Origin of the sequence: Streptomyces sp. NBC_01450 (assembly GCF_036227505.1) — a bacterium.
In the GTDB taxonomy this organism is placed as follows: Bacteria; Actinomycetota; Actinomycetes; order Streptomycetales; family Streptomycetaceae; genus Streptomyces.
Genome location: NZ_CP109481.1, coordinates 711,787 through 730,783, shown reverse-complemented (window position 1 = coordinate 730,783; position 18,997 = coordinate 711,787). Strand labels below are relative to the sequence as shown.

The window sequence follows — 18,997 nt, the reverse complement described above, 5'->3', positions numbered from 1 at the left end:
GACTTGAGCAACGCCAAGAACCTCGTCCTGACCGCCGCCGGCGAACTGTTCGGAAAGAAGGACCCGAGCGCCGTGGACCGCTGGGTCGCCGCCGACTACCGCCAGCACAGCGCCCTGGCCGCCGACGGCCCCGAGGCCCTGCGCCGACTGGTCACCGGCCTGCCGGAGGGCTTCCACTACGAGGGCGTCCGGGTGATCGCTGACGGTGACCTGGTCGCCCGGCACGGCACGTACCACGGTTTCGGCCCCGACCCGCTGGTCGCCTTCGATATCTTCCGCGTCACCGGCGACGGCAAGCTCGCCGAGCACTGGGACGCCCTGACCCCGCTGGTCGAGGACACCGCCTCCGGCCGCTCCCAGACCGACGGCCCCACTGAGCCGGCCGATCTGGACCAGACCGAGACCAACCGCGCCCTGGTCCTGGAGTTCGCCGAGAAGGTCCTCAAGGGCGCCGACTACTCGGTCCTGACCGACTACATCTCGACCGAGACCTACCACCAGCACAACCCGGAAGCGGCCGACGGCCTCGACGGCTTCGGCGCCGCCGCCGCGAAGTGGGCCGAGCAGGGCAAGAACCTCGTCTACAAGACCGTCCACAAGGTCATCGCCGAGGGCGACTTCGTCCTGCTCCAGTCCGAGGGCGCGTTCGGCGTCCCCGTCGCGTACTACGACCTCTTCCGCGTCCAGGGCGGCAAGATCGTCGAGCACTGGGACGTCATCGCTCCTGTACCCGCCGAGCTCCCGCACTCCAACGGCCTGTTCTGACACCGGACGGCACCACATAGGAAAGTGCGATGAGTGAACTCAGCTATGTCGGGAAGACCTTCGTCTTCCGTGTCGACAACGGAGTTGACTTCCGCAACACCTACGCGGCTGACGGCACCACCTTGCGCTACGAAACCCTGGAGGCCCCCACCAAGGGCGCTGGGGAGACCGTCACCCTCCACATCGCCGAGGTTGCCCCCGGCCTGTTCATGCTCGGTTGGGTCGAGACGTCAGGCATGACGATCACCCACCTCATGAACCTCAACAACCACACCGTCCACGCCTTCTGGACCTACGAGACAGGCGACGGCCGCGTCGCCGAACTCCACACCGGAACTCTCGAACCCGCCTGAAGCGCTGATCACGTCGACGTGCCCCCACCAGCTCGCGGGTGAGGGCACGGCGACGTGCAGTGCGACGCCCCCTCGACCCGTAACGTGCTCACTGCCCGGGAGGAACCATGTACGCGACCGCACTGCCGCTCGCCGCCTACCGCGCCGCCATCACCCTGGAAGGGCCGTTCAGCTCCGTCACCAGCCAGGGCCCGGATGCTCGGCACACCGACCTGGTCCGCGAGGCACTCGACCTGCTGGGCGACGACCCGGCGGCGACGCGGGCCGGGCTACGCCCCGGCGCGGCGGACCGGCTCGACGATCCCGCTGCCCGGCGACTGCTGCGCGCCGTGCTGACCGTCCGGGAGCCGGATCCCTTGCCCACCGGGACCGCCCGCGTGCTGGACCGGCTCCTGTCCGGCGAGCTCCTGGCGCGCCCGACCACCGACGCCGCCTCGCTGCTCACTCTCCGCGACACGCTTCCCGACACCACATACCGGGCCGCCGAGCGTACGGCGCTGTGGCAGGGCGATATCACCGCCCTCCACGCCGATGCCATCGTCAATGCCGCCAACAGTGCCCTTCTCGGCTGCTTCGCCCCGATGCACCGGTGCATCGACAACGCCGTCCACGGCGCGGCCGGTCCCCGCCTGCGCGCCGACTGCCACACGATCATGACCTTGCAGGGACACCCGGAACCGACCGGCACCGCCAAGATCACCCGTGGCTACCACCTGCCCGCCCGCTACGTCCTGCACACGGTCGGCCCCATCGTCTACGGCTCCCTCGACGCGGGCCACGAGCAAGCGCTGGCAGCCTCCTACCGCGCCTGCCTCGACCTCGCCGCCGACGTCGAGGGCATACGCACCGTCGCATTCTGCGGCATCAGCACCGGCGTCTTCGGCTACCCCAAGACGCCTGCCGCGCGAACCGCCGTGAACACCGTGGCGGACTGGCTCGATCACCATCCAGGACGCCTCGACCGCGTGATCTTCAACGTGTACGCGGACGACGACCACGCCGCCTACACCCACGCACTGACCGAAGGAACCCCGTCCCGATGAACCAGCCCACCTGCGATGTAGAAGCCGCCGCCCGCACGATACGCACCTGGCTCAACGAGGCCGACCGCGTCCTGATCACCGCTGGGGCGGGCCTGAGCGCCGCCGCCGGATACGACTACGGTGACGAAGACCGATTCCGGGAGCTCTTCCCCGCCCTGCACCGCCACGGCCTGCGCTCCCGCTACATGGTCGGCGTGCCCCTGCCACCCGCCTTGCTGTGGGGCTACTGGGCCGTCCACATCGACGACATCCGCCTATCCACCACCCCCAACCCCCTCTATCGGCGACTGCGCGCGCTGGTCGGCGACACAGACCACTGGGTGATGACGTCCAACGTGGACGGCCTCTTCGCCCGGAGCGGCTTCAATCCGGACCGGATCTTCTCCCCGCAGGGCGACTACGGCCGCTACCAGTGCGCCACCCCCTGCACCCCCACTACGTGGGACAGCAAGCCCCTCGTCGCACAGCTCCTCGCCTCCTGTGACCCGGCCACTGGAGCCGTCACCGACCCCGCTGCCCTTCCCCGCTGCCCGAACTGCGGCGGCGAGATCGAGATCAACGTCCGCGTCGGCCCTGAGTTCGTCGACACCCCTTACCTCCCCGCCGGCCGTCGTCTCCAGGACTGGCTCGGCACCGCCCCCGCCGATACCCGCCTGCTGGTCCTGGAGTTCGGCGCAGGATTCAACACACCTGGTGTCATCCGATGGCCCGGTGAACACCTCGTCCGCCACTCTCCCCAGGCACGCCTCGTCCGCGTCAACCCCACACACCCCCATACCCCCGCCGACCTCGCAGACCGGGCCCTGCCCGTCCCGGCTGACGCCCACCACCTGCTCGACACACTCACCGTGCCCCGGTCGGCCGCCCACTCCACGGTGGCGTCATGAGCGACCCGGAGAAGAACAAGGTCGCGGCCAAGGCGTTCTACGACCTCATGTTCAACCAGTGCCGCCCCGCCGAAGCCATCGACCAGTACGTCGGCGCCACTTACATCCAGCACAACCCGCACGTCGGCGACGGCAAGCAGGCATTCATCGACTACTTCGAGCGCATGGCAGCCGAGTACCCGGGCAAGCGTGTCGAGTACCAGCGGGCCTTCGCTGAGGGTGACCATGTCGTACTGCACTGCCGCCAGGTCTGGCCCGACGAGGAGTACGCGGGCATCGACATCTTCCGCTTCGACGCAGACGGCAAGATCGTCGAACACTGGGACGTCCTCCAGGTCGTCCCACCCACCTCCAAGAACGACAACACCATGTTCTAAGCGGGGCCTCGGACTCACCGTGATGGCACGGCGTGGCCCGCTCGATTGCGAGCGACGCGCTGAGGTGTGGCCAGGCGCACGGTGGCGAGGCTGGTTCCTTCGCGGGCGAGGGAGAAGTCGCCGCCGGGGACGGCCTGGTGGTGAGGTGCCCCTGGCGGTGTGGACACTCTGACAATGGGTCTTGTGGATCCGAGGAAGGGTGTCCTGGTGGGACGTAGGTCTCCGTATCCGGCGGAGTTCAGGAACGACGCGGTGGCGTTGTATCGCGCGGCGGGTGGGAAGCGCACGTATGCGGCGGTCGCGGCGGACGTCGGGGTGACCGGCGAGACGCTGCGCAGCTGGGTGCGCCAGGCCGACGAACATGCTGGCCGCGATCACAGCTGCGGCGAGCAGGACGTGGAGAGCGGGGACGAGGAATTGGCCCGGCTCCGAGCGGAGAATAGCCGGCTGCGCATGGCCGAGAAGGAGTGGGAGCTCGAGCGGGAGATCTTGCGCCGGGCGGCGGCCTGTTTCGCGAAGGAGATGAAGTGAAGACCCGCCGCTGGGACTTCGTCTCCGCCCATGCCAAGGCCTTTGGTGTTCAGCGGATATGCCGGGTCCTGCAGGTCTCGCGCTCCGGCTACTACCGGTGGCTGGCCGGCGCGAAGGCCCGCGCCGCCCGGCAGGCCGCAGAGGACGCGCTTGTCGCGGAGATCCGCGAGGTCCACACCGCGCACAAGGGAACGTACGGGGTCCGCCGCGTCCACGCCGAGCTGCGGGGCTTCGGGCACACCATCAACCGCAAGCGCGTTGAGCGCCTGATGCGCCGGCACGGTATCGAGGGCCGGCACGTACGGCGCCGCAAGCGCACCACGGTCTCTGACCGGCTTGCGCCGCTGGCTCCAGATCTGGTCCAACGCAACTTCTCCGCCAGGCAGTTGAACGAGAAGTGGTGCGGTGGCATCACATACGTGCAGGTCGGTGGGACGTGGCTGTATCTCGCCTGCGTCATCGACATCTGTTCACGCCGGGTGCACGGCTGGTCGATGGCCTCCCACATGCGCACGGAACTGGTCATCGACGCCCTGGAGATGGCCGTGGCGACCCGCGACGGCCACGTGGACGGGGTGATCTTCCATGCGGACAGGGGCTCAGTACACATCGGCTGCGTTCGCGCAGGTCTGCAATGGTTTCGGGATCCGCAGGAGCATGGGCCGCATCGGCTCGAGCTACGACAACGCCCTCGCCGAAAGCTTCTGGCAGGGACTCAAGAGGGAGACGATGCACCAGAGGCTGTTCTCCACGATGCATCAGGCGAGACTGGAGATCTTCCAATGGCTCACCTACTACAACGCCCGCACGCGCCACAGCGCTCTCGACTACCTCTCGCCAGTAGAATTCGAACAGCGACAGCAGAGAGCGCGTAAACTCACACTCGCAGCATGAACCCCCGTGTCCACATTCCGGGGGACGCCTCATCCGCAGCCGACCCCCAGTGGGGCGACGCGACGCACCCGCCGGTCCTGTTCGTTTTCAACCAGGTCGGCCCGCGGCCCGCGTTGAAGCAGATGGAGAAGGTCGCCGACCTCACCCGCGAACACTGGCAGGGCCAGTGGGCCGAAGGCTGCTTCCGCATCTACAACGGGAAGATGCCGATCGTGGCGACCACGCTGGAGCTGCTGCGCGAGCACGGTTCGGCCGGGCCCGCGTTCCGGCGCTTCGGCTGCGAGGACTACCAGAACCTCTGGGACGCGATCGGCAACCCCCGCCGGGATGCTGCCCGCGCCCGCCGCGCCGAAGATGCACGACGCCGCCAAGCGCAGGAAGCAGCCGAACGCGAGGCTCAGCGCCCGGTGTGCGCGGACTGCGGGACCAAGTTCACCGACGACCGGTGGAAGGCAGCACCACGGTCGACTGGGGCCGCGGGGACAGCCACCCGCACCTGTGCGAAGACTGCAAGGCGAGGGCACTCGGAGCGGAGCGGCAGGCCGAACAAGCCGAACGCGAGCGCCAGGAGCAGGAGCGCCAAGAGGCGGAAGCGGCGCAGGACGGAGCCCGGAAGATCTGGCGTGAGCTGAACCGGCAGGAACACGCCGTGGCCCGGTGCACCGTCGAGCGCCTCATGCGGGAGATCGGCATCACCGGTGCCGTCCGCGGCAGGAAGGTGATCACGACGATCACCGATCCAGCCGCCGGTCGGCACCCGGACCTCCTCGACCGCGACTTCGTCGCCAGTGCCCCCAACCGCTGCTGGGTCGCTGACTTCACGCACGTCGCCACCTGGAGCGGGGTCGTCTACATCGCCTTCGTCGTGGACACCTTCTCCCGTCGCATCGTCGGCTGGTCCGCCTCCACGTCCAAGGAGACCAGGCTCGTCCTGGACGCCCTGGAGATGGCGCTGTGCCAGCGCGACCGGGACGAATTTCCGCACGTACAGGGCGAGTTGATACATCACTCGGACAGTGAGTATGTGAAGTACCGGATGTCCCGGGCTTCTTGACTCGCACCGCGACGGACGCGCCAGGATACCGGTGCCGGGATGCTCTCGCGGCCTCCTGACCCGCACTCCGATCGACGGCGCTGTCCTTCCTCGGACTTGTCGGTGGCCCGGGAGCATCCCGGCGAGGCGCTCGCCTCGCCGACGGGAGTGACTTAAGGAGAGCCTGGCCAAGGTCCCATCACTGTCTTGTCCGCCGCCTCGGTGAACGCGCGCCGACCCGCTGCGCTCATCTTCTGCGAGGAAGCCGACATGGCCAGCATTCCACCCGTCTCCCGCGTCGTCATCGGCGGCGTGGACACCCACAAGGACCTGCACGTCGCCGCTGTGATCGACACCGACGACCACGTCCTGGACACCGAAGCGTTTTCCACGACCCGGGCCGGCTACCGCGCACTGCTTGCCTGGATGCGCACCTTCGGCGACGTCCGCCGCATCGGTATCGAGGGCACCGGCTCCTACGGCGCCACGTTGACCTCATTCCTGCGCAGGGCCGGCTACAAGGTGGCCGAAGCCGGACGCCCGGACCGGCGGCTGCGGCGTAGGAAGAGAGGTTGAACTTCTTGTCCAGCTTGGGCTTGTGGTCCCACTCGCAGACCTTGGGACAGACCTAGGGCCTGTGTGATGTTGTGATCCTTCTTCGGATTCCGGTCCTGTGCGGGGGCTGGATCGGGTAGGACGCTGGTGTGAGGCGCGGGCAACTCACTGAAAAGCAATGGAAGTTGATCGAGCCGTTCCTGCCGATAGGCGAGTACGGCCCGTACCCTGAGCGGCTGCGGGAGCAGTTCGAGGGGGTGATCTGGCGGTTCCGCACCCAGCAGTCAGTGGCGGGAGATGCCGGGTGAGTTCGGTCCGTGGGCGACGGTCTACGGCCGCTTCCGGGTCTGGAGGGACGCCGGCGACTTCACCGCATTGCTGGAGGGCGTGATCGCTGAGGCGGCCCGCCAGGGGCAGATGCGGTCCCTCGGCACAGGTTTCAGAGACCGTCCAGGGCCGTCCATCTGATCCAGGGCAGGCACGTAATCCCAGGTCAGGTCCTCACAGTTCGGGCGAGTCCGCGCCAATGTTCAAATTCTTCGGGCTCATCCAGGAGCCCGGCACCGGGCCCCGCCACCTCCCCACCTACCTGCTCGACCACGACCCTATGCACGCCGGACCGACCCTGGTACGCGTCACCGTCCACGCCACCCCCACCTGTGACGGCCATGGGCTTCACTGCGCTTCGCTTGTTTACCAGCGGGGTGACTTCTTCTCGTACAAGGGATCGATGCGGCGCATGTAGCCAGTGTCATCGCGGTTGCGCAGGCCGCAGTCGCGGTACTGCTCGTGCAGTCGGGCGAGGGCGTCGCGGTCGAGCCGGACGCCGAGACCCGGTCCGCGGGGCACGCGAACGGCGCCGTCGGTGAAGGTGAGGGTGCCGGGCTGGACGACTTCCTCGGTCTTCCAGGGCCAGTGCGTGTCGCAGGCATAGGTGAGGTTGGGGGTGGCGGCGGCGATGTGGGTCATGGCGGCGAGGCTGATGCCGAGGTGGGAGTTGGAGTGCATGGACAGGCCGAGGCCGAAGGTGTCGCAGATACCGGCGAGGAGCCGGGAGCGGTGCAGTCCACCCCAGTAGTGATGGTCGGAGAGGACGACTTGCACCGCGTTCCGGCGTACAGCGGACGGCAGTTCGGCGAAGGCGACCACACACATGTTGGTGGCGAGCGGCATGGGCGCCTCGCGGGCGACGCGGGCCATGCCTTCCTGACCGGGAGTGGGGTCCTCCAGGTACTCCAGAACGCCGTCCAGAGCGCGGGCCACCTTGACCGAGGTCTCCACGGTCCAGGCGGCGTTGGGGTCCAGGCGCAACGGGAGCGCGGGAAACGCCTCCCGCAGGGCCAGGACCGCCTCGATCTCCTGCTCGGGCGGCAGTACGCCGCCCTTGAGCTTGATGGCGGTGAAGCCGTACTCCGTGATCATGCGCCGGGCTTGGGCGACGATGCCGTCGGTGTCGAGCGCGGGGCCCCAGTCGTCGGGCTCGGCGCCGGGATGGCTGGCCCACTTGTAGAAAAGGTAGGCGCTGAAGGGGATCTGTTCGCGGACGGCACCGCCGAGCAGGTCGCTGACTGGGCGTCCGGCCGCATGGCCCTGGATGTCCAGGCAGGCGACCTCGAAGGGGGAGAAGACGCGGTCCACGGTACTGCTGGTCGTAATCATGCCGGTCAGGCCGTGACCGTCGCTTCCGGAGTCGTCGCCGAGCGCCAGGGCGATCCGTCGGCGGATCGCGCCGAGCGCATGAACGTCCATGCCGACGATGGTGTCGGCGGCCGTCCGCAGCCGGCGCAGATGGCCCTCGTCGGCGTAGGTCTCGCCGAGGCCGGCCAGGCCCTGGTCGGTGTGGACCTCGACGATCGCGCGTAGGGCGTAGGGCTCGTGGACACCGACCGCGTTGAGGAGAGCGGGGTCCTTGAACGCGACCGGGGTGATGTCGATCCCAGTGATCAGGATGCCGTCGCTCACTGGGTGGCCGCATCGGTGGGGGCGGCCGCCAGGGCTACGCAAGGATCGCCCGTGCCGTCCTGCAAACGGACGTCGCCGTGTGTTTGGAACTCGCCTGTGTCGCAGGCGAGGAAGCTCCCGCCCCCATCGGCGTCGACTCCGCTCCCCACACGCTCCGTACGCTTCGGCAAGTTCATCGAATCGTCAGCGGTGAAGGAGGGGACGGGAAAGAACGGAGCGTCCTTGAGCATGAAGCCCCTCTTTGTTTCTGTACATGAACTCGGCATGTGAATGTGAACGCATGTACTGTAAAAGCACCTGTTTGAGGTGGTCAAGACATGTGCGTATCTCTCTTGCCGCGCGCAGCGGCTCTGTCTGACGGTGATCGTGATCTTCAAGGCACCCCTCCCAACCCGCGCCGGCGCACGGCATACTTGGGCCGCCCGCCCCGCGCCCAGGCGGTCCGGCGAGCTCGATACGCACTGACCAGGGGTCCCCGTGACAGCATCCGTATCCATAAACATGCCCGTATCCGTGCCCGCGCTGCCCAGCGGCGTGGACCCGGCGTGGCTGCCGCCCGAGGTGTTCCGCCCGCTCGGTTCCCGGCGCACGCTGATCTCCGGAACGGGCCCGGTGGTGGACACGGTGCACGGAGAAGTGGCGTGTGCCTGCGCGCAGTTCGGCGGTCAGGTCGTCAGAACTGCGCGGGTGCAAGGCGCGTCGTACGACCTGGTGCTGGAGCTGGGCGAGGACGGCGATCCGGACGGACTCAGGGACGAGGGGTTCGCGCTGGTGCGGGCGGACGGGGTCACACGGGTGACGGCTGCCGGTCAGGCCGGGCTGCTGTACGGGTTGTTCCACCTGGTGCGGCTCGGCGAGGCGGCCTTCGAGGGCGAGCGGGCGCGCGAGGTGCACCGGCCGGCGCTGGCGCTGCGGATGCTGGACCACTGGGACAACATGGCCGTGCACCCGGTAATGGGCCAGGTCGAGCGGGGATACGCGAGTGGCTCGCTGTTCTGGCACGACGGCCTGGCACGGGGCTCGCGGGACGAACTGGAGCGGGTGCGCTGGTACGGAAGGCTGTTGGCCGCATGCGGCGTCAACGCGGTCGCCGTGAACAACGTGAACGTACACGAGACCGAGGCGCACCTGCTGACCGACCGGATCGGCGAGGTGGCCGCGATCGCGGACGCGCTGCGCCCGTACGGGATCCGGACGCATCTGTCCGTCTCCTTCGCCGCGCCCGTCGTGCTCGGCGGCCTGCCCACCGCCGATCCGCTTCACGAGTCGGTGCCCGACTGGTGGGCCAGGACGACCGGCCGGGTGTACGCGGCGATACCCGACTTCGGCGGGTACGTGGTGAAGGCCGACTCCGAGGGACAGCCCGGCCCGTTCACCTATGGCCGCAGCCACGCGGACGGCGCCAACATGCTGGCCGCGGCACTCACTCCGTACGGCGGCACGGTGCACTGGCGGGCCTTCGTCTACGACCACCGGCAGGACTGGCGGGACCGGTCGACGGACCGGGCGCGCGCGGCCTATGACCACTTCGCCCCGCTGGACGGCGAGTTCGCGCCGAACGCGGTGCTCCAGGTGAAGCACGGGCCGATGGACTTCCAGACGCGCGAGCCGATCTCCCCGGTGATCGGCGCGATGCCGAACACGCGGCTCGCCGTGGAGATACAGGCCACCCAGGAGTACACGGGACAACAGCGGCACGTGTGCTGGCTCGGCCCGATGTGGAGCGAGGCGCTGCGGTTCAGGCCCGAGGGCGAGGAGGAGCAGAGCGTGGGGGAACTGGCCCGCGGCGGCGGCCTGGTGGCGGTGTCGAACGCCGGTGACGACCCGTTCTGGACGGGGCATCCGCTGGCGCAGGCGAACCTGTACACGGTCGGACGGCTCGCCTGGCAGCCCGACGCGGAGCCCCGCGCCGTGCTTGACGAGTGGATCGGGATGACCTTCGTACCGGCACAGAGCGCCGATCCTGAGCGTCTGCGTAGCGGGTTGCACGCGGTCCTCGACGGCTCGTGGCGGACCTACGAGAAGTACACGGCGCCGCTCGGCGTCGGCTTCATGGTGCAGCCGGGCCACCACTACGGGCCGAGCGTGGACGGCTACGAGTACAGCCCGTGGGGCACGTACCACTTCGCCGACCGGGACGGAGTCGGCGTCGACCGCAGCCGGGCGACCGGAACCGGTTTCGCGGGCCAGTACGCGAAGCCGTGGGCCGAGGTGTACGAGACGCCCGAGACCTGCCCGGACGAGCTGCTGCTCTTCTTCCACCATGTGCCGTACGGCCATGTGCTGCACAGCGGCGAAACGGTGATCCAGCACATCTACGACACGCACTTCGACGGTGTGGGAGAGGTCGAGGAGGCACGCAGGGTGTGGGCCGGGCTCGAGGACCTGGTGGACCCGGCGCGCCATGCGCGGGCGGCAAAGCGGTACGAGGAGCAGCTCCGCAGTGCCTGCGAGTGGCGCGATCAGATCAACACGTACTTCTTCCGGAAGTCCGGCGTGCCGGACGCACGCGGGCGCCGCATCCACTGACGGCACGCGGCGTCCCCGGGACCGATAAGTCCCGGGGACGCCGAATGCCACGGTATTACCGAAGGCTCAGCACGCAGACCCCTCGCGGGTCCAGTGTGAGTGCCTCACCGCGCTCCACCTGCTTGCCGGTCAGCAGGTCCACGGCCGCCGCGTGCGCGGTCACGGACACCGGGTCCGGCGCGTGGTTGAGTAGGAAGAACAGGCGGGTGCCGTCGGGGGCGGTGCGGGCGGCGGTCTCGACCGAGGGCTGGCCGGCGTACGGGCCGACGAGCCCGTGGCGGGCGAGGACACGGCAGATCACCCAGTCGACGCCGGGCTGGTCGAGTGCGGTCGCGACGTACCAGCCCTCGCCCCCGCTCTCGCCGAAGGGGTGCCGGGTGACGGCAGGGGTGCCGGCGTAGAAGTCGGCCTGGTAGGTGCCGACCGGCTCGGCGCCCTGCGGCAGCACGATCTCGAAGAGCAGGCGCGCCTCGGTGTGCAGTGCGTCGTCTCCCGCCCCGAGCACGACCGGGTTGACGGTGTCGGCCGGGCGGGAATCCCACTCGTCGACACGAACGCCCATGAGACCGGCGAGCGGGCCAGGGACGTCGGTGAGGAAGGCGTTGTCGTGCTCGTCGACGCGGCCGGAGAGGAAGGTCGTCAGGACGGTGCCACCGCGGGCGGCCACCGCCTCCAGTCGGGTGGCGAGGTCGCCCTTGACCATGTGCAGGGCGGGGGCGAGCACCACGTCGTACGGGGTGAGGTCGGCGGTGACCGGGACGACGTCCACGTCCGCTCCGGCCTCACGGGCGGCGCGGTAGTACGCGTGGACGACCTGCTGGTAGTGGACCAGGCGTGAGGGCCCGTCCGAGATCTCCAGCGCCCACCAGCTGTCCCAGTCGAAGAGCAGGGCGGTGCGGGCCGGGGTGCGGGCGCCGAGTATGACCGCTCCCAGCTCCGCCAGCTCCTGTCCCACTTCGGCGACCTCGCGGAACACGCGGGTGTCGGCGCGTCCGGCGTGGCCGATGACCGCCCCGTGGTATTTCTCGCAGGCCCCGCGCGAGGCGCGCATCTGGAAGTAGAGGGCGGCGTCCGCGCCGTGGGCGACGGCCTGCCAGGTCGCCAGCCGCAGCTCACCGGGGCGTCGGAGCGGGTTCACATCGCGACAGGCGGTGGTGGACGGCGTCTGCTCCATGAGCCAGAAGGGCGCGCCGTCCTTGAGGCCGCGCATCAGGTCGTGTCCGAGGGCGGCCATGGTGGGCGGGGCGTCGAGCGGTGGGTAGCTGTCCCAGGAGGCGAAGTCGAGGTGGGGCGCCCAGCGGTGGTAGTCCAGCGGCCGGAACATACCCATGAAGTTGGTTGTGACCGGCGTTTCCGGATCCAGGCGACGGATGGCCTCCTTCTCGGCGCGGAAGCAGCCGAGGAGCGCGTCCGTCATGAAGCGGTGGTAGTCGAGGGTGATGCCCTGGAAGGCGGTGTGGTCGGGACCGCGCCAGTGCTCGGTGAGGGCGCTGGGCGGCTCGATCTCGCCGAAGTCGGTGTAGCGGTGCGACCAGAAGGTGGTGCACCAGGCGTGGTTGAGGGCGTCGAGGGTGCCGTACCGCTCGCGCAGCCAGACGCGGAACGCGGCGGCGCACAGGTCGCAGTAGCAGGCCCCGCCGTACTCGTTGTTGATGTGCCAGGCGAGCAGTGCCGGGTGGTCGGCGTAGCGCTCGGCGAGGCGGTCCGCGACCGCGGTGGAGAGGCGGCGGTACGCAGGTGAGCTGGGGCAGAAGTTGTGACGCTGGCCGTAGCCGTGGCGGCGGCCCTCGAAGTCGGTGCGGTTGACCTCGGGGTGGGCGCGGGCCAGCCAGGGCGGGAGCGCGGCGGTGCCGGTGGCCAGGCACACGCGCCTGCCCTCGGCGGCAGCGCGGTCGAGGATGCGGTCGAGGACGGTGAAGTCGTAGACGCCCTCGGCGGGTTGGGTGAGCGACCAGGTGAAGACACCGACCGTGAGGGTGTCGATGCGGGCCTGGTCGAAGAGGCGGTGGTCTTCGTCCCAGACGGGCTCGGGCCACTGCTCCGGGTTGTAGTCGCCGCCGTAGGCGATCTTGTCGGTCCTGGGGGCGGTCATGCGGTGAAGTCCTCCTGGGTTTCGGTGATCACCGGGCGGCCTGAGTGCAGCAGGGAGAGAAGCAGCGGGGCAGCAAGCAGGGCGGGCAGAGCCTCGGTCGACAGCGCGGTCAGCCCACCGGCCAGGACGAGCAGCGAGGCCACGCCGAGGGTGGTTCGGCCGTGCCGGAGCAGGAAGTACGCGGCGAGGCGGGCGGTGTCGATGGTGCGGAATGCGAAGAGGGAGGTGAGGAGAAGGACGTGCGCGCCCCACAGGAGAGAGACGAGGCCGATTACCGCCAGCAGGCCCGCCCACCAGCCGGGCAGGCCGGAGGCCCCGAAGTGGGTGAGCGAGAAGGCGATCAGGGTCAGCCAGGCGAGCAGTGGCGTCCAGAGTCTCAGCGCCGGGAGGGCGTTCAGTCGCCAGCCGCGCCAGTAGGCGCGGGCCGGGTGGAGGTCGGTGAGGTCGCGGCCGCGGTGGTGGAGCGCGTACAGGGCGGCGGAGAGGGCAGGGCCGAGCGGCAGCAGGCAGACGGCGGCGAGCGGCAGGTTGGCGGGGTCGGGGCCGAGGAGGAGCAGGGCGGCCAGGCCGGGCGATGCGGCGGCGAGCAGCATCGCTTCGACGGTGACGAGGGTGTGCACCAGGGCCGCCGCGTGTGAGAGCGGGCCGTCACCGAAGGCGCGTCGGCCGGCCGTGTGTGGGGTGCTCATCGATGTTCCTCTCCGCCGAGCAGACGGCGCTCGTCCCACCAGGGCGGGGTCTCGTCCTCGAGCGGGCTCATCTCGACCAGGGTGATCTCGTGGCGGGCGAGGGTGAGGTCGAGGTCGGCGCGGCCGTCCTCGACGGGCAGGCGCTGGTGGGTGCGGGCGGGTTCGGCGGCGTCGTACAACATGTCGATCTGGTCGGAGCGGGGCGATCGGGGGCTGCCCATGCGCCGCCAGGCGGTCCACGCGTTGCCGTGTTCCTCGTCCACGGTCGAGCGGCGCGCGAAGGCCTCGCCGCGTGGACGGCTGCCGACCGGGACGGACAGGCGCAGGGTGTGCCGGTCCGGGCCGGGTGTCTCGCCCGTCGGGTCGACGGGCGCCCAGGCGAGGAGGGTGACCCGGCCGTCCGGATGGCGTGTGACCAGGTGGTCGTCCCCGTGTGCCAGCAACTCCTCGCCCATCCGCGCCATGAACGCGTACAGGTGGTACGTCGGCTTCTTCACCTGCCGGTGGGTGAGCAGGCCGAACCCGCCGTGGAAGAGCGCGGTGGGCGGGCCGGCCTCCTCGAACATGTCGCTGAAGGTCCAGTACGAGAAGGAGTCGGCGACCTCCCCGCCCGCGGCCAGCACCGGTGCGAGGTAGGCGGCGTGGAAGGCGGTGTCGTGGACGGGGTTGTCCGGGCGGTACGAGGAGTTGAACTCGGTGATGTGCACGGGGACGTCAGCGAACCGGGTGCCCTTGAGCTGGCGGCGCGGGGTGGCGAACTGGTCGAGGAGACCGTCGGCCGGTGCGAGCGTCTGGTGGACGCCGAACGGGACGTGCTGTGCGGGTCCGGAGGTGTAGGCGTGGCGGGAGACGAAGTCGACGGGGACCTCCCGCCGCTCGGCGAACTCGGCGAAGCGCACCATCCATTCGTCCGCACCCGGCGAGATCGCCGGGCCGCCGACCTGGAGCGAGGCGTCGACCTCCTTCACCGTCCGCGCGGTCACCTCGTAGAGCCGGTGGTACGCCGCCTCGTCCGCGCCCTGCCAGAAGTCGGGCAGGTTGGGCTCGTTCCACACCTCGATCGGCCAGGTGCGTACCTCGTCGAGACCGTAGCGGTCGACCAGGTGGGTGAGGGTGGCGCGGACCAGCCCCGCCCACTCCTGGTGGGAGCGGGGCGGGGTGACGTTGCCGTGCCACCAGAACACCGTCTGGTCCCCGGAGGCCAGCTCGCCCGGCATGAAGCCCAGTTCGAGGAACGGCCGGATGCCGAGTGCCAGGTAGGCGTCCACCACCTGGTCGACGTAGGTGAAGGAGTGGTGGACGTGGCGGGCGCCCTCATGGGTGTACGGACGGTGGACGCCCATGCCGTCACTGAGCAGGCCGTGGCCGCGGATGTACCGGAACCCGATCTCGCGCTGGAGCAGCGCGAGGGAGTCCTGGTAGTCGCGGCGCAGGGCCAGTTCGATGCGGCCGGTGCCGACACAGAAGCGCCACGCGTCGGACAGCCGGGCCACGGACTGCTCAGGGATCCGATGAACGGTCACCCGTTCTCCTTCTTGTACCGTTCGTAGGCCTTGTTCTGCAGGTCGATGTACTGCTGCATGTTCTTCGCCTTCAGCTCGGCGAGGTAGCTGTTCCATTCGGACAGCGGGCGCTTGCCGAGGATGAACTGGAGCAGGTTCTGGGTGACGTGGTCCCTGAGCGGCGTGTCCCACAGGGCGGCCTGCTCCTGCTCGTCGGAATTGAGCGGATGGGCCGGGTCGATGGGCAGCTGCTTGCGTTGGGTCATGACGTCCTGGAATTTCTTCTCGTCCGGGATGAACGACGAGGAGACCAGGGCCCAGCTGCCGCCGTAGGCGAAGACGCCGTTGGAGAAGCCGTAGTCCTTCTGCAGGTCTTTCGGGGCGCCCGGGTCGGAGCCCTGGAGGTTGATGCCGTCCTTGACCTTGTACCGGCCGGGTCCGGAGCTGGTGTACGTGACGTCCTTGACGCCGTACTTGCAGAACTCCTGGCCCTCGTCCGAGTACCACAGCCAGTCCATGAACTGCATCAGCGCGACGAAGTCGTCGCTCTTGAGCGCCTTGCTGGAGATCATGACGCCGTTCTCCAGGCGGGCGCCGCCCAGGACGACCTCGCCCGCGGGCCCGATCGGCACCGGCACCATCTCGATCTCGGCACCCTTGACCTGCTTCTCCAGGTTGTACCGGTAGTTCTGCGCCAGTTCCTGCGGGTTGGCGCTGATCGCGAAGGACTTCTCGCCCAGCAGCTTCTGCACCGCGTCGTCATCGGTCTGCGTGAAGCTCTCGGGGTCTATCAGCTTCTCCGCGACCAGTTTTCTCAGGTATTCGACGACCTGGCGGTACTCGTCCCTGGCGCCGGTGAAGACGAACTTCTGGGCCTTCGCGTCCCAGCTGGTGTTGTCGTACGTCCAGCCTGCCTTGATCCCGTACGCCTGACCGAGGTAGCTGAGCAGGGCAGCGGCGGGGAACGGTGTGTTGGTGCTCCAGCGGTCGGAGAAGGGGTAGCGGTCGGGGTACTCCTTCTTGAGCGCCTTGAAGACGTCGTACACCTCGTCCCAGGTGGTGGGCAGCTTCAGGCCGTGCTTGTCGAGGATGTCCGTGCGCAGCGCCATCGAGTAGCCGGACTTGCCCTTCTCGTGCAGGCCGGGCAGCAGGTAGTACTTGCCGTCGGACTGGCGGATGGAGTCCAGCTCGGGCTCAAGATTCCACTTCTTCACCTTGGCCTGGAAGTTGGGCATCAGGTGTACGTAGTCGCTGACCGCGACGATCGCGCCCGACGAGACGAAGGCGACCTCCGACGGGTGGTACGTCTTGGGGATCAGGAAAGGCGCGTCGCCGGCGCCGATGAGCAGGCTGCGCTTCTTCTCGTAGTCGCTCAGGGGGACGGCGACGGGCTGCAGGGTGATGCCGGTGCGCTTGGTGACCTCCTTCCAGAACAGCCAGCTGTCCTTCATCGGGTAGGTCGGGTTGTTGTTGTGCAGGACCGAGAAGGACAGTTCCTTGGTGGCCTTGAACTGGTCGCCGACGCCGTACTTCTTCATCGCGCCGTTCTGCTTCTTGGACAGGTCCTTGGGGTCCCCGCCGTCGTCGCCGCTGCCGCAGCCGGTGAGCGTGGCGAGACCGATGAACCCGGCGGCGGCCAGGATCTGGCGCCGCGACAACTGTCCTGTGTTCTTCAACGGATACTCCCTTGTTCCGTGAGCCATGTGGTGCGGGAAGTCGGTGGACCGCTCAGCCCTTGACCGCGCCGAGCATCACGCCCGAGACGAAGAATCGCTGGACGAACGGGTACACGCAGAGGATGGGCAGCGCGGTCAGCACGATGGTGACCGACTGGATGTTCGCCGCGACCTGGGTGACCTGGTCCGTGGCGGCGCCGGCGTTCTGGCCGGTGGTGGAACCCGCGATGAGGTTGCGGAGGTACACGGTGACCGGCATCAGTTCGGTCTTGTCCATGTAGAGGAACGCCGAGAACCAGGAGTTCCAGAAGGACACCGAGTAGAAGAGCGTCATGGTCGCGATGACCGCCTTCGACAGCGGCAGCACGATCCGCAGCAGGGTGCCGTACGTGCTCAGACCGTCGATCTGCGCGGCCTCTTCGAGCTCGGACGGCATGCCCTCGAAGAACGCCTTCATCACCAGGAGGTTGAAGACGCTGATCGCGTTCGGGATCACCATCGCCCAGATGGTGTTCTTCATGCCGAGGCTGGTGATCAGTACGTAGTTGGGGATCAGGCCGCCGGAGAAGAACATGGTGAACACGGCGATACCGACGAGCGCGCCCCGCCCCTTGAGGTCCTTCTTCGACAGGACGTACGCGTAACAGGTCGTCAGGACCATGGAGACGGCGGTGGCGACCACCGTGTACAGGACGGTGTTGCCGTAGTTCCGCCAGAACATTCCGTCCGAGAGGACGAGCTTGTATGTGGTGAGGTTGAAGCCCTTGGGCCACAGCGACACCTCGCCGGCCCGGATCTGTCGCTCCCCGCTGAATGAGCGGGCGATGATGCTGATGAACGGATAGAGCGTCACCACCACGACGCCCGTGAGGATCAGACCGTTGATCCCCTGGAAGACGCGATAACCGCGGGTCGGCTGGTCGACCGAGGTGCGGGGGCGGGCGGCACGGCGCTCGGGAGTCAGGGTCACCACAGGCTCGTCCCCACAGTGCGGCGCGAAAGCTGGTTGGCGGAGGTGATCAGGACCAGCCCGATGAGCGCTTCGAAGAGGCCGATGGCGGCGGCGTAGCTGAAGCTGTTGGACTCGACACCGGTCCGGTAGAGGTACGTGGAGACCACGTCGGCGGTCGGATACGTCAGCGGGTTGTACAGGAGGAAGATCTTCTCGAAGCCGACCGCCATGAACGTGCCGATGTTGAGGATCAGCAGCGTCACCATGGTGGGGCGGATGCCGGGAAGCGTCACGTGCCAGATCTGCTTCCAGCGGTTGGCACCGTCGATGCGTGCCGCTTCGTACAGGTCGTCGTCGATGGTGGTGAGCGCGGCGAGGTAGAGGATGGTGCCCCAGCCGGCGGTCTGCCAGATCTCCGAGCCGATGTAGATCGTACGGAACCACCCGGGTTCCTGGATGAAGCGGATCGGTTCGTGGCCGAACGTCTGGAGCAGATGGTTGACCGGGCCGTCCGTGGCGAGTATCTGCATCGTGATGCCGGCGACGATCACGATGGACAGGAAGTGCGGAAGGTACGACACCGACTGCACGAACCGCTTGAGGGCACGTCGGCGCACCTCGTTGAGCAGCAGCGCGAGCAGGATCGGGATCGGGAAGCAGAAGACGAGCGTGAGCGTGCCCATCCACAGCGTGTTCCTGAACACTTGCCAGAATGTGGGGTCGGTGAGGAACATCCGCACATAGCGCAGGCCCACCCACTTCTCGCCCAGGATCGAACCGCCCGGCTGGAAGCGGCGGAAGGCGATCACGTTCCCGATCATCGGCAGATACCGGAAGACCAGGAAGAACAGCAGCGGCAGTACCGCGAGCGAGTACAACTGCCAGTCGCGGCGCAGCGCCTGACGCCAGCTGCGGCGCCCGGTCGGCCGGGACCGACGGGGCGGGACGGGCGGATGGGCCGCCGGTGGGTCCTGGGTTCCGGGCGGCGGATCCAGGGCGGTGGAGGTGCTCATGCTCGGGCCTCCGTGGGTGGGCTGAGTGGGGTGACCGACGACCCGGCGGGCCGTCCTGAGAGGGGTGGTGATGCGCGGGAGACGTCTGGGTGCACCCGCATCACAGCGATACGTGACCGATAAGTTTCAGAAGATTTCCGGTAA

The 18,997-nt window shown here is 68.5% G+C and carries 16 protein-coding genes and 3 pseudogenes; 11 read left to right on the top strand and 8 right to left on the bottom strand.

Annotated features, from left to right (window positions below):
• The first annotated feature begins 3 nt into the window (after positions 1–3).
• From OG568_RS51655 to OG568_RS51610, 10 genes and pseudogenes are all read left to right on the top strand, one after another.
• Positions 4–765, top strand: a complete 762-nt coding sequence (locus OG568_RS51655) for a nuclear transport factor 2 family protein (RefSeq protein ID WP_329537044.1) — start codon at positions 4–6, stop codon at positions 763–765.
• Positions 766–794: 29 nt separating this feature from the next.
• Positions 795–1,118, top strand: a complete 324-nt coding sequence (locus OG568_RS51650; protein ID WP_329537043.1) for a MoaF-related domain-containing protein — start codon at positions 795–797, stop codon at positions 1,116–1,118.
• A gap of 107 nt (positions 1,119–1,225) precedes the next feature.
• Positions 1,226–2,161: a protein-ADP-ribose hydrolase gene (locus OG568_RS51645; protein ID WP_329537042.1), complete on the top strand. Its 936-nt coding sequence runs from the start codon at positions 1,226–1,228 to the stop codon at positions 2,159–2,161.
• Complete coding sequence (locus OG568_RS51640) at positions 2,158–3,048, top strand: NAD-dependent protein deacetylase of SIR2 family (protein WP_329537041.1); 891 nt, start codon at positions 2,158–2,160, stop codon at positions 3,046–3,048. Before OG568_RS51645 ends, OG568_RS51640 begins: the two co-directional genes overlap by 4 nt.
• Positions 3,045–3,425, top strand: a complete 381-nt coding sequence (locus OG568_RS51635; protein ID WP_329537040.1) for a nuclear transport factor 2 family protein — start codon at positions 3,045–3,047, stop codon at positions 3,423–3,425. Before OG568_RS51640 ends, OG568_RS51635 begins: the two co-directional genes overlap by 4 nt.
• 207 nt (positions 3,426–3,632) lie before the next feature.
• Positions 3,633–4,850, top strand: a pseudogene (locus OG568_RS51630) (IS3 family transposase).
• Positions 4,847–5,482 (top strand): hypothetical protein, encoded by a 636-nt coding sequence (locus tag OG568_RS51625; protein ID WP_329537039.1) that lies wholly within the window; start codon positions 4,847–4,849, stop codon positions 5,480–5,482. The pseudogene OG568_RS51630 and the gene OG568_RS51625 overlap by 4 nt, the downstream one beginning before the upstream one ends.
• A 17-nt stretch (positions 5,483–5,499) precedes the next feature.
• Positions 5,500–5,904 (top strand): DDE-type integrase/transposase/recombinase, encoded by a 405-nt coding sequence (locus OG568_RS51620; protein ID WP_329537038.1) that lies wholly within the window; start codon positions 5,500–5,502, stop codon positions 5,902–5,904.
• Positions 5,905–6,153: 249 nt separating this feature from the next.
• A pseudogene (locus tag OG568_RS51615) lies at positions 6,154–6,456 on the top strand (IS110 family transposase); the annotation flags it as partial.
• 131 nt (positions 6,457–6,587) lie between these two features.
• A pseudogene (locus tag OG568_RS51610) lies at positions 6,588–6,855 on the top strand (transposase); the annotation flags it as partial.
• Between the two features lie 276 nt (positions 6,856–7,131).
• On the opposite strand, the gene OG568_RS51605 reads toward OG568_RS51610, so the two are convergent.
• Both OG568_RS51605 and OG568_RS51600 read right to left on the bottom strand, forming a co-directional pair.
• On the bottom strand, positions 7,132–8,400 hold the full coding sequence (locus OG568_RS51605; RefSeq protein ID WP_329537037.1) for a glucarate dehydratase family protein: 1,269 nt from the start codon (positions 8,398–8,400) through the stop codon (positions 7,132–7,134).
• Positions 8,397–8,630 carry a hypothetical protein gene (locus OG568_RS51600; protein WP_329537036.1) on the bottom strand — a complete coding sequence of 78 codons (234 nt, stop codon included), beginning with the start codon at positions 8,628–8,630 and terminating at the stop codon, positions 8,397–8,399. Before OG568_RS51600 ends, OG568_RS51605 begins: the two co-directional genes overlap by 4 nt.
• Before the next feature lie 271 nt (positions 8,631–8,901).
• Between OG568_RS51600 and OG568_RS51595 the strand changes: the two genes are divergently transcribed.
• Positions 8,902–10,929, top strand: coding sequence for an alpha-glucuronidase (locus OG568_RS51595; RefSeq protein ID WP_329538260.1), 2,028 nt, complete (start codon positions 8,902–8,904; stop codon positions 10,927–10,929).
• A gap of 55 nt (positions 10,930–10,984) precedes the next feature.
• On the opposite strand, the gene OG568_RS51590 is transcribed toward OG568_RS51595, so the two are convergent.
• Genes OG568_RS51590 through OG568_RS51565 form a run of 6 tightly spaced genes read right to left on the bottom strand, consistent with a single transcriptional unit; the run spans position 10,985 to position 18,853 of the window.
• Positions 10,985–13,021: a beta-galactosidase gene (locus tag OG568_RS51590; RefSeq protein WP_329537035.1), complete on the bottom strand. Its 2,037-nt coding sequence runs from the start codon at positions 13,019–13,021 to the stop codon at positions 10,985–10,987.
• Positions 13,018–13,710: a hypothetical protein gene (locus tag OG568_RS51585; RefSeq protein WP_329537034.1), complete on the bottom strand. Its 693-nt coding sequence runs from the start codon at positions 13,708–13,710 to the stop codon at positions 13,018–13,020. Before OG568_RS51585 ends, OG568_RS51590 begins: the two co-directional genes overlap by 4 nt.
• Positions 13,707–15,233, bottom strand: a complete 1,527-nt coding sequence (locus tag OG568_RS51580) for a GH39 family glycosyl hydrolase (protein WP_329537033.1) — start codon at positions 15,231–15,233, stop codon at positions 13,707–13,709. The genes OG568_RS51585 and OG568_RS51580 overlap by 4 nt, the downstream gene beginning before the upstream one ends.
• Positions 15,230–16,888 carry an ABC transporter substrate-binding protein gene (locus OG568_RS51575; RefSeq protein WP_329537032.1) on the bottom strand — a complete coding sequence of 553 codons (1,659 nt, stop codon included), beginning with the start codon at positions 16,886–16,888 and terminating at the stop codon, positions 15,230–15,232. Before OG568_RS51575 ends, OG568_RS51580 begins: the two co-directional genes overlap by 4 nt.
• Positions 16,889–16,940: 52 nt before the next feature.
• The gene (locus OG568_RS51570; protein WP_329537031.1) at positions 16,941–17,861 is read right to left on the bottom strand and encodes a carbohydrate ABC transporter permease; all 921 of its coding nucleotides are present in this window, start codon (positions 17,859–17,861) and stop codon (positions 16,941–16,943) included.
• Positions 17,855–18,853 (bottom strand): ABC transporter permease, encoded by a 999-nt coding sequence (locus OG568_RS51565; RefSeq protein WP_329537030.1) that lies wholly within the window; start codon positions 18,851–18,853, stop codon positions 17,855–17,857. The genes OG568_RS51570 and OG568_RS51565 overlap by 7 nt, the downstream gene beginning before the upstream one ends.
• Between the last annotated feature and the right edge of the window lie 144 nt (positions 18,854–18,997).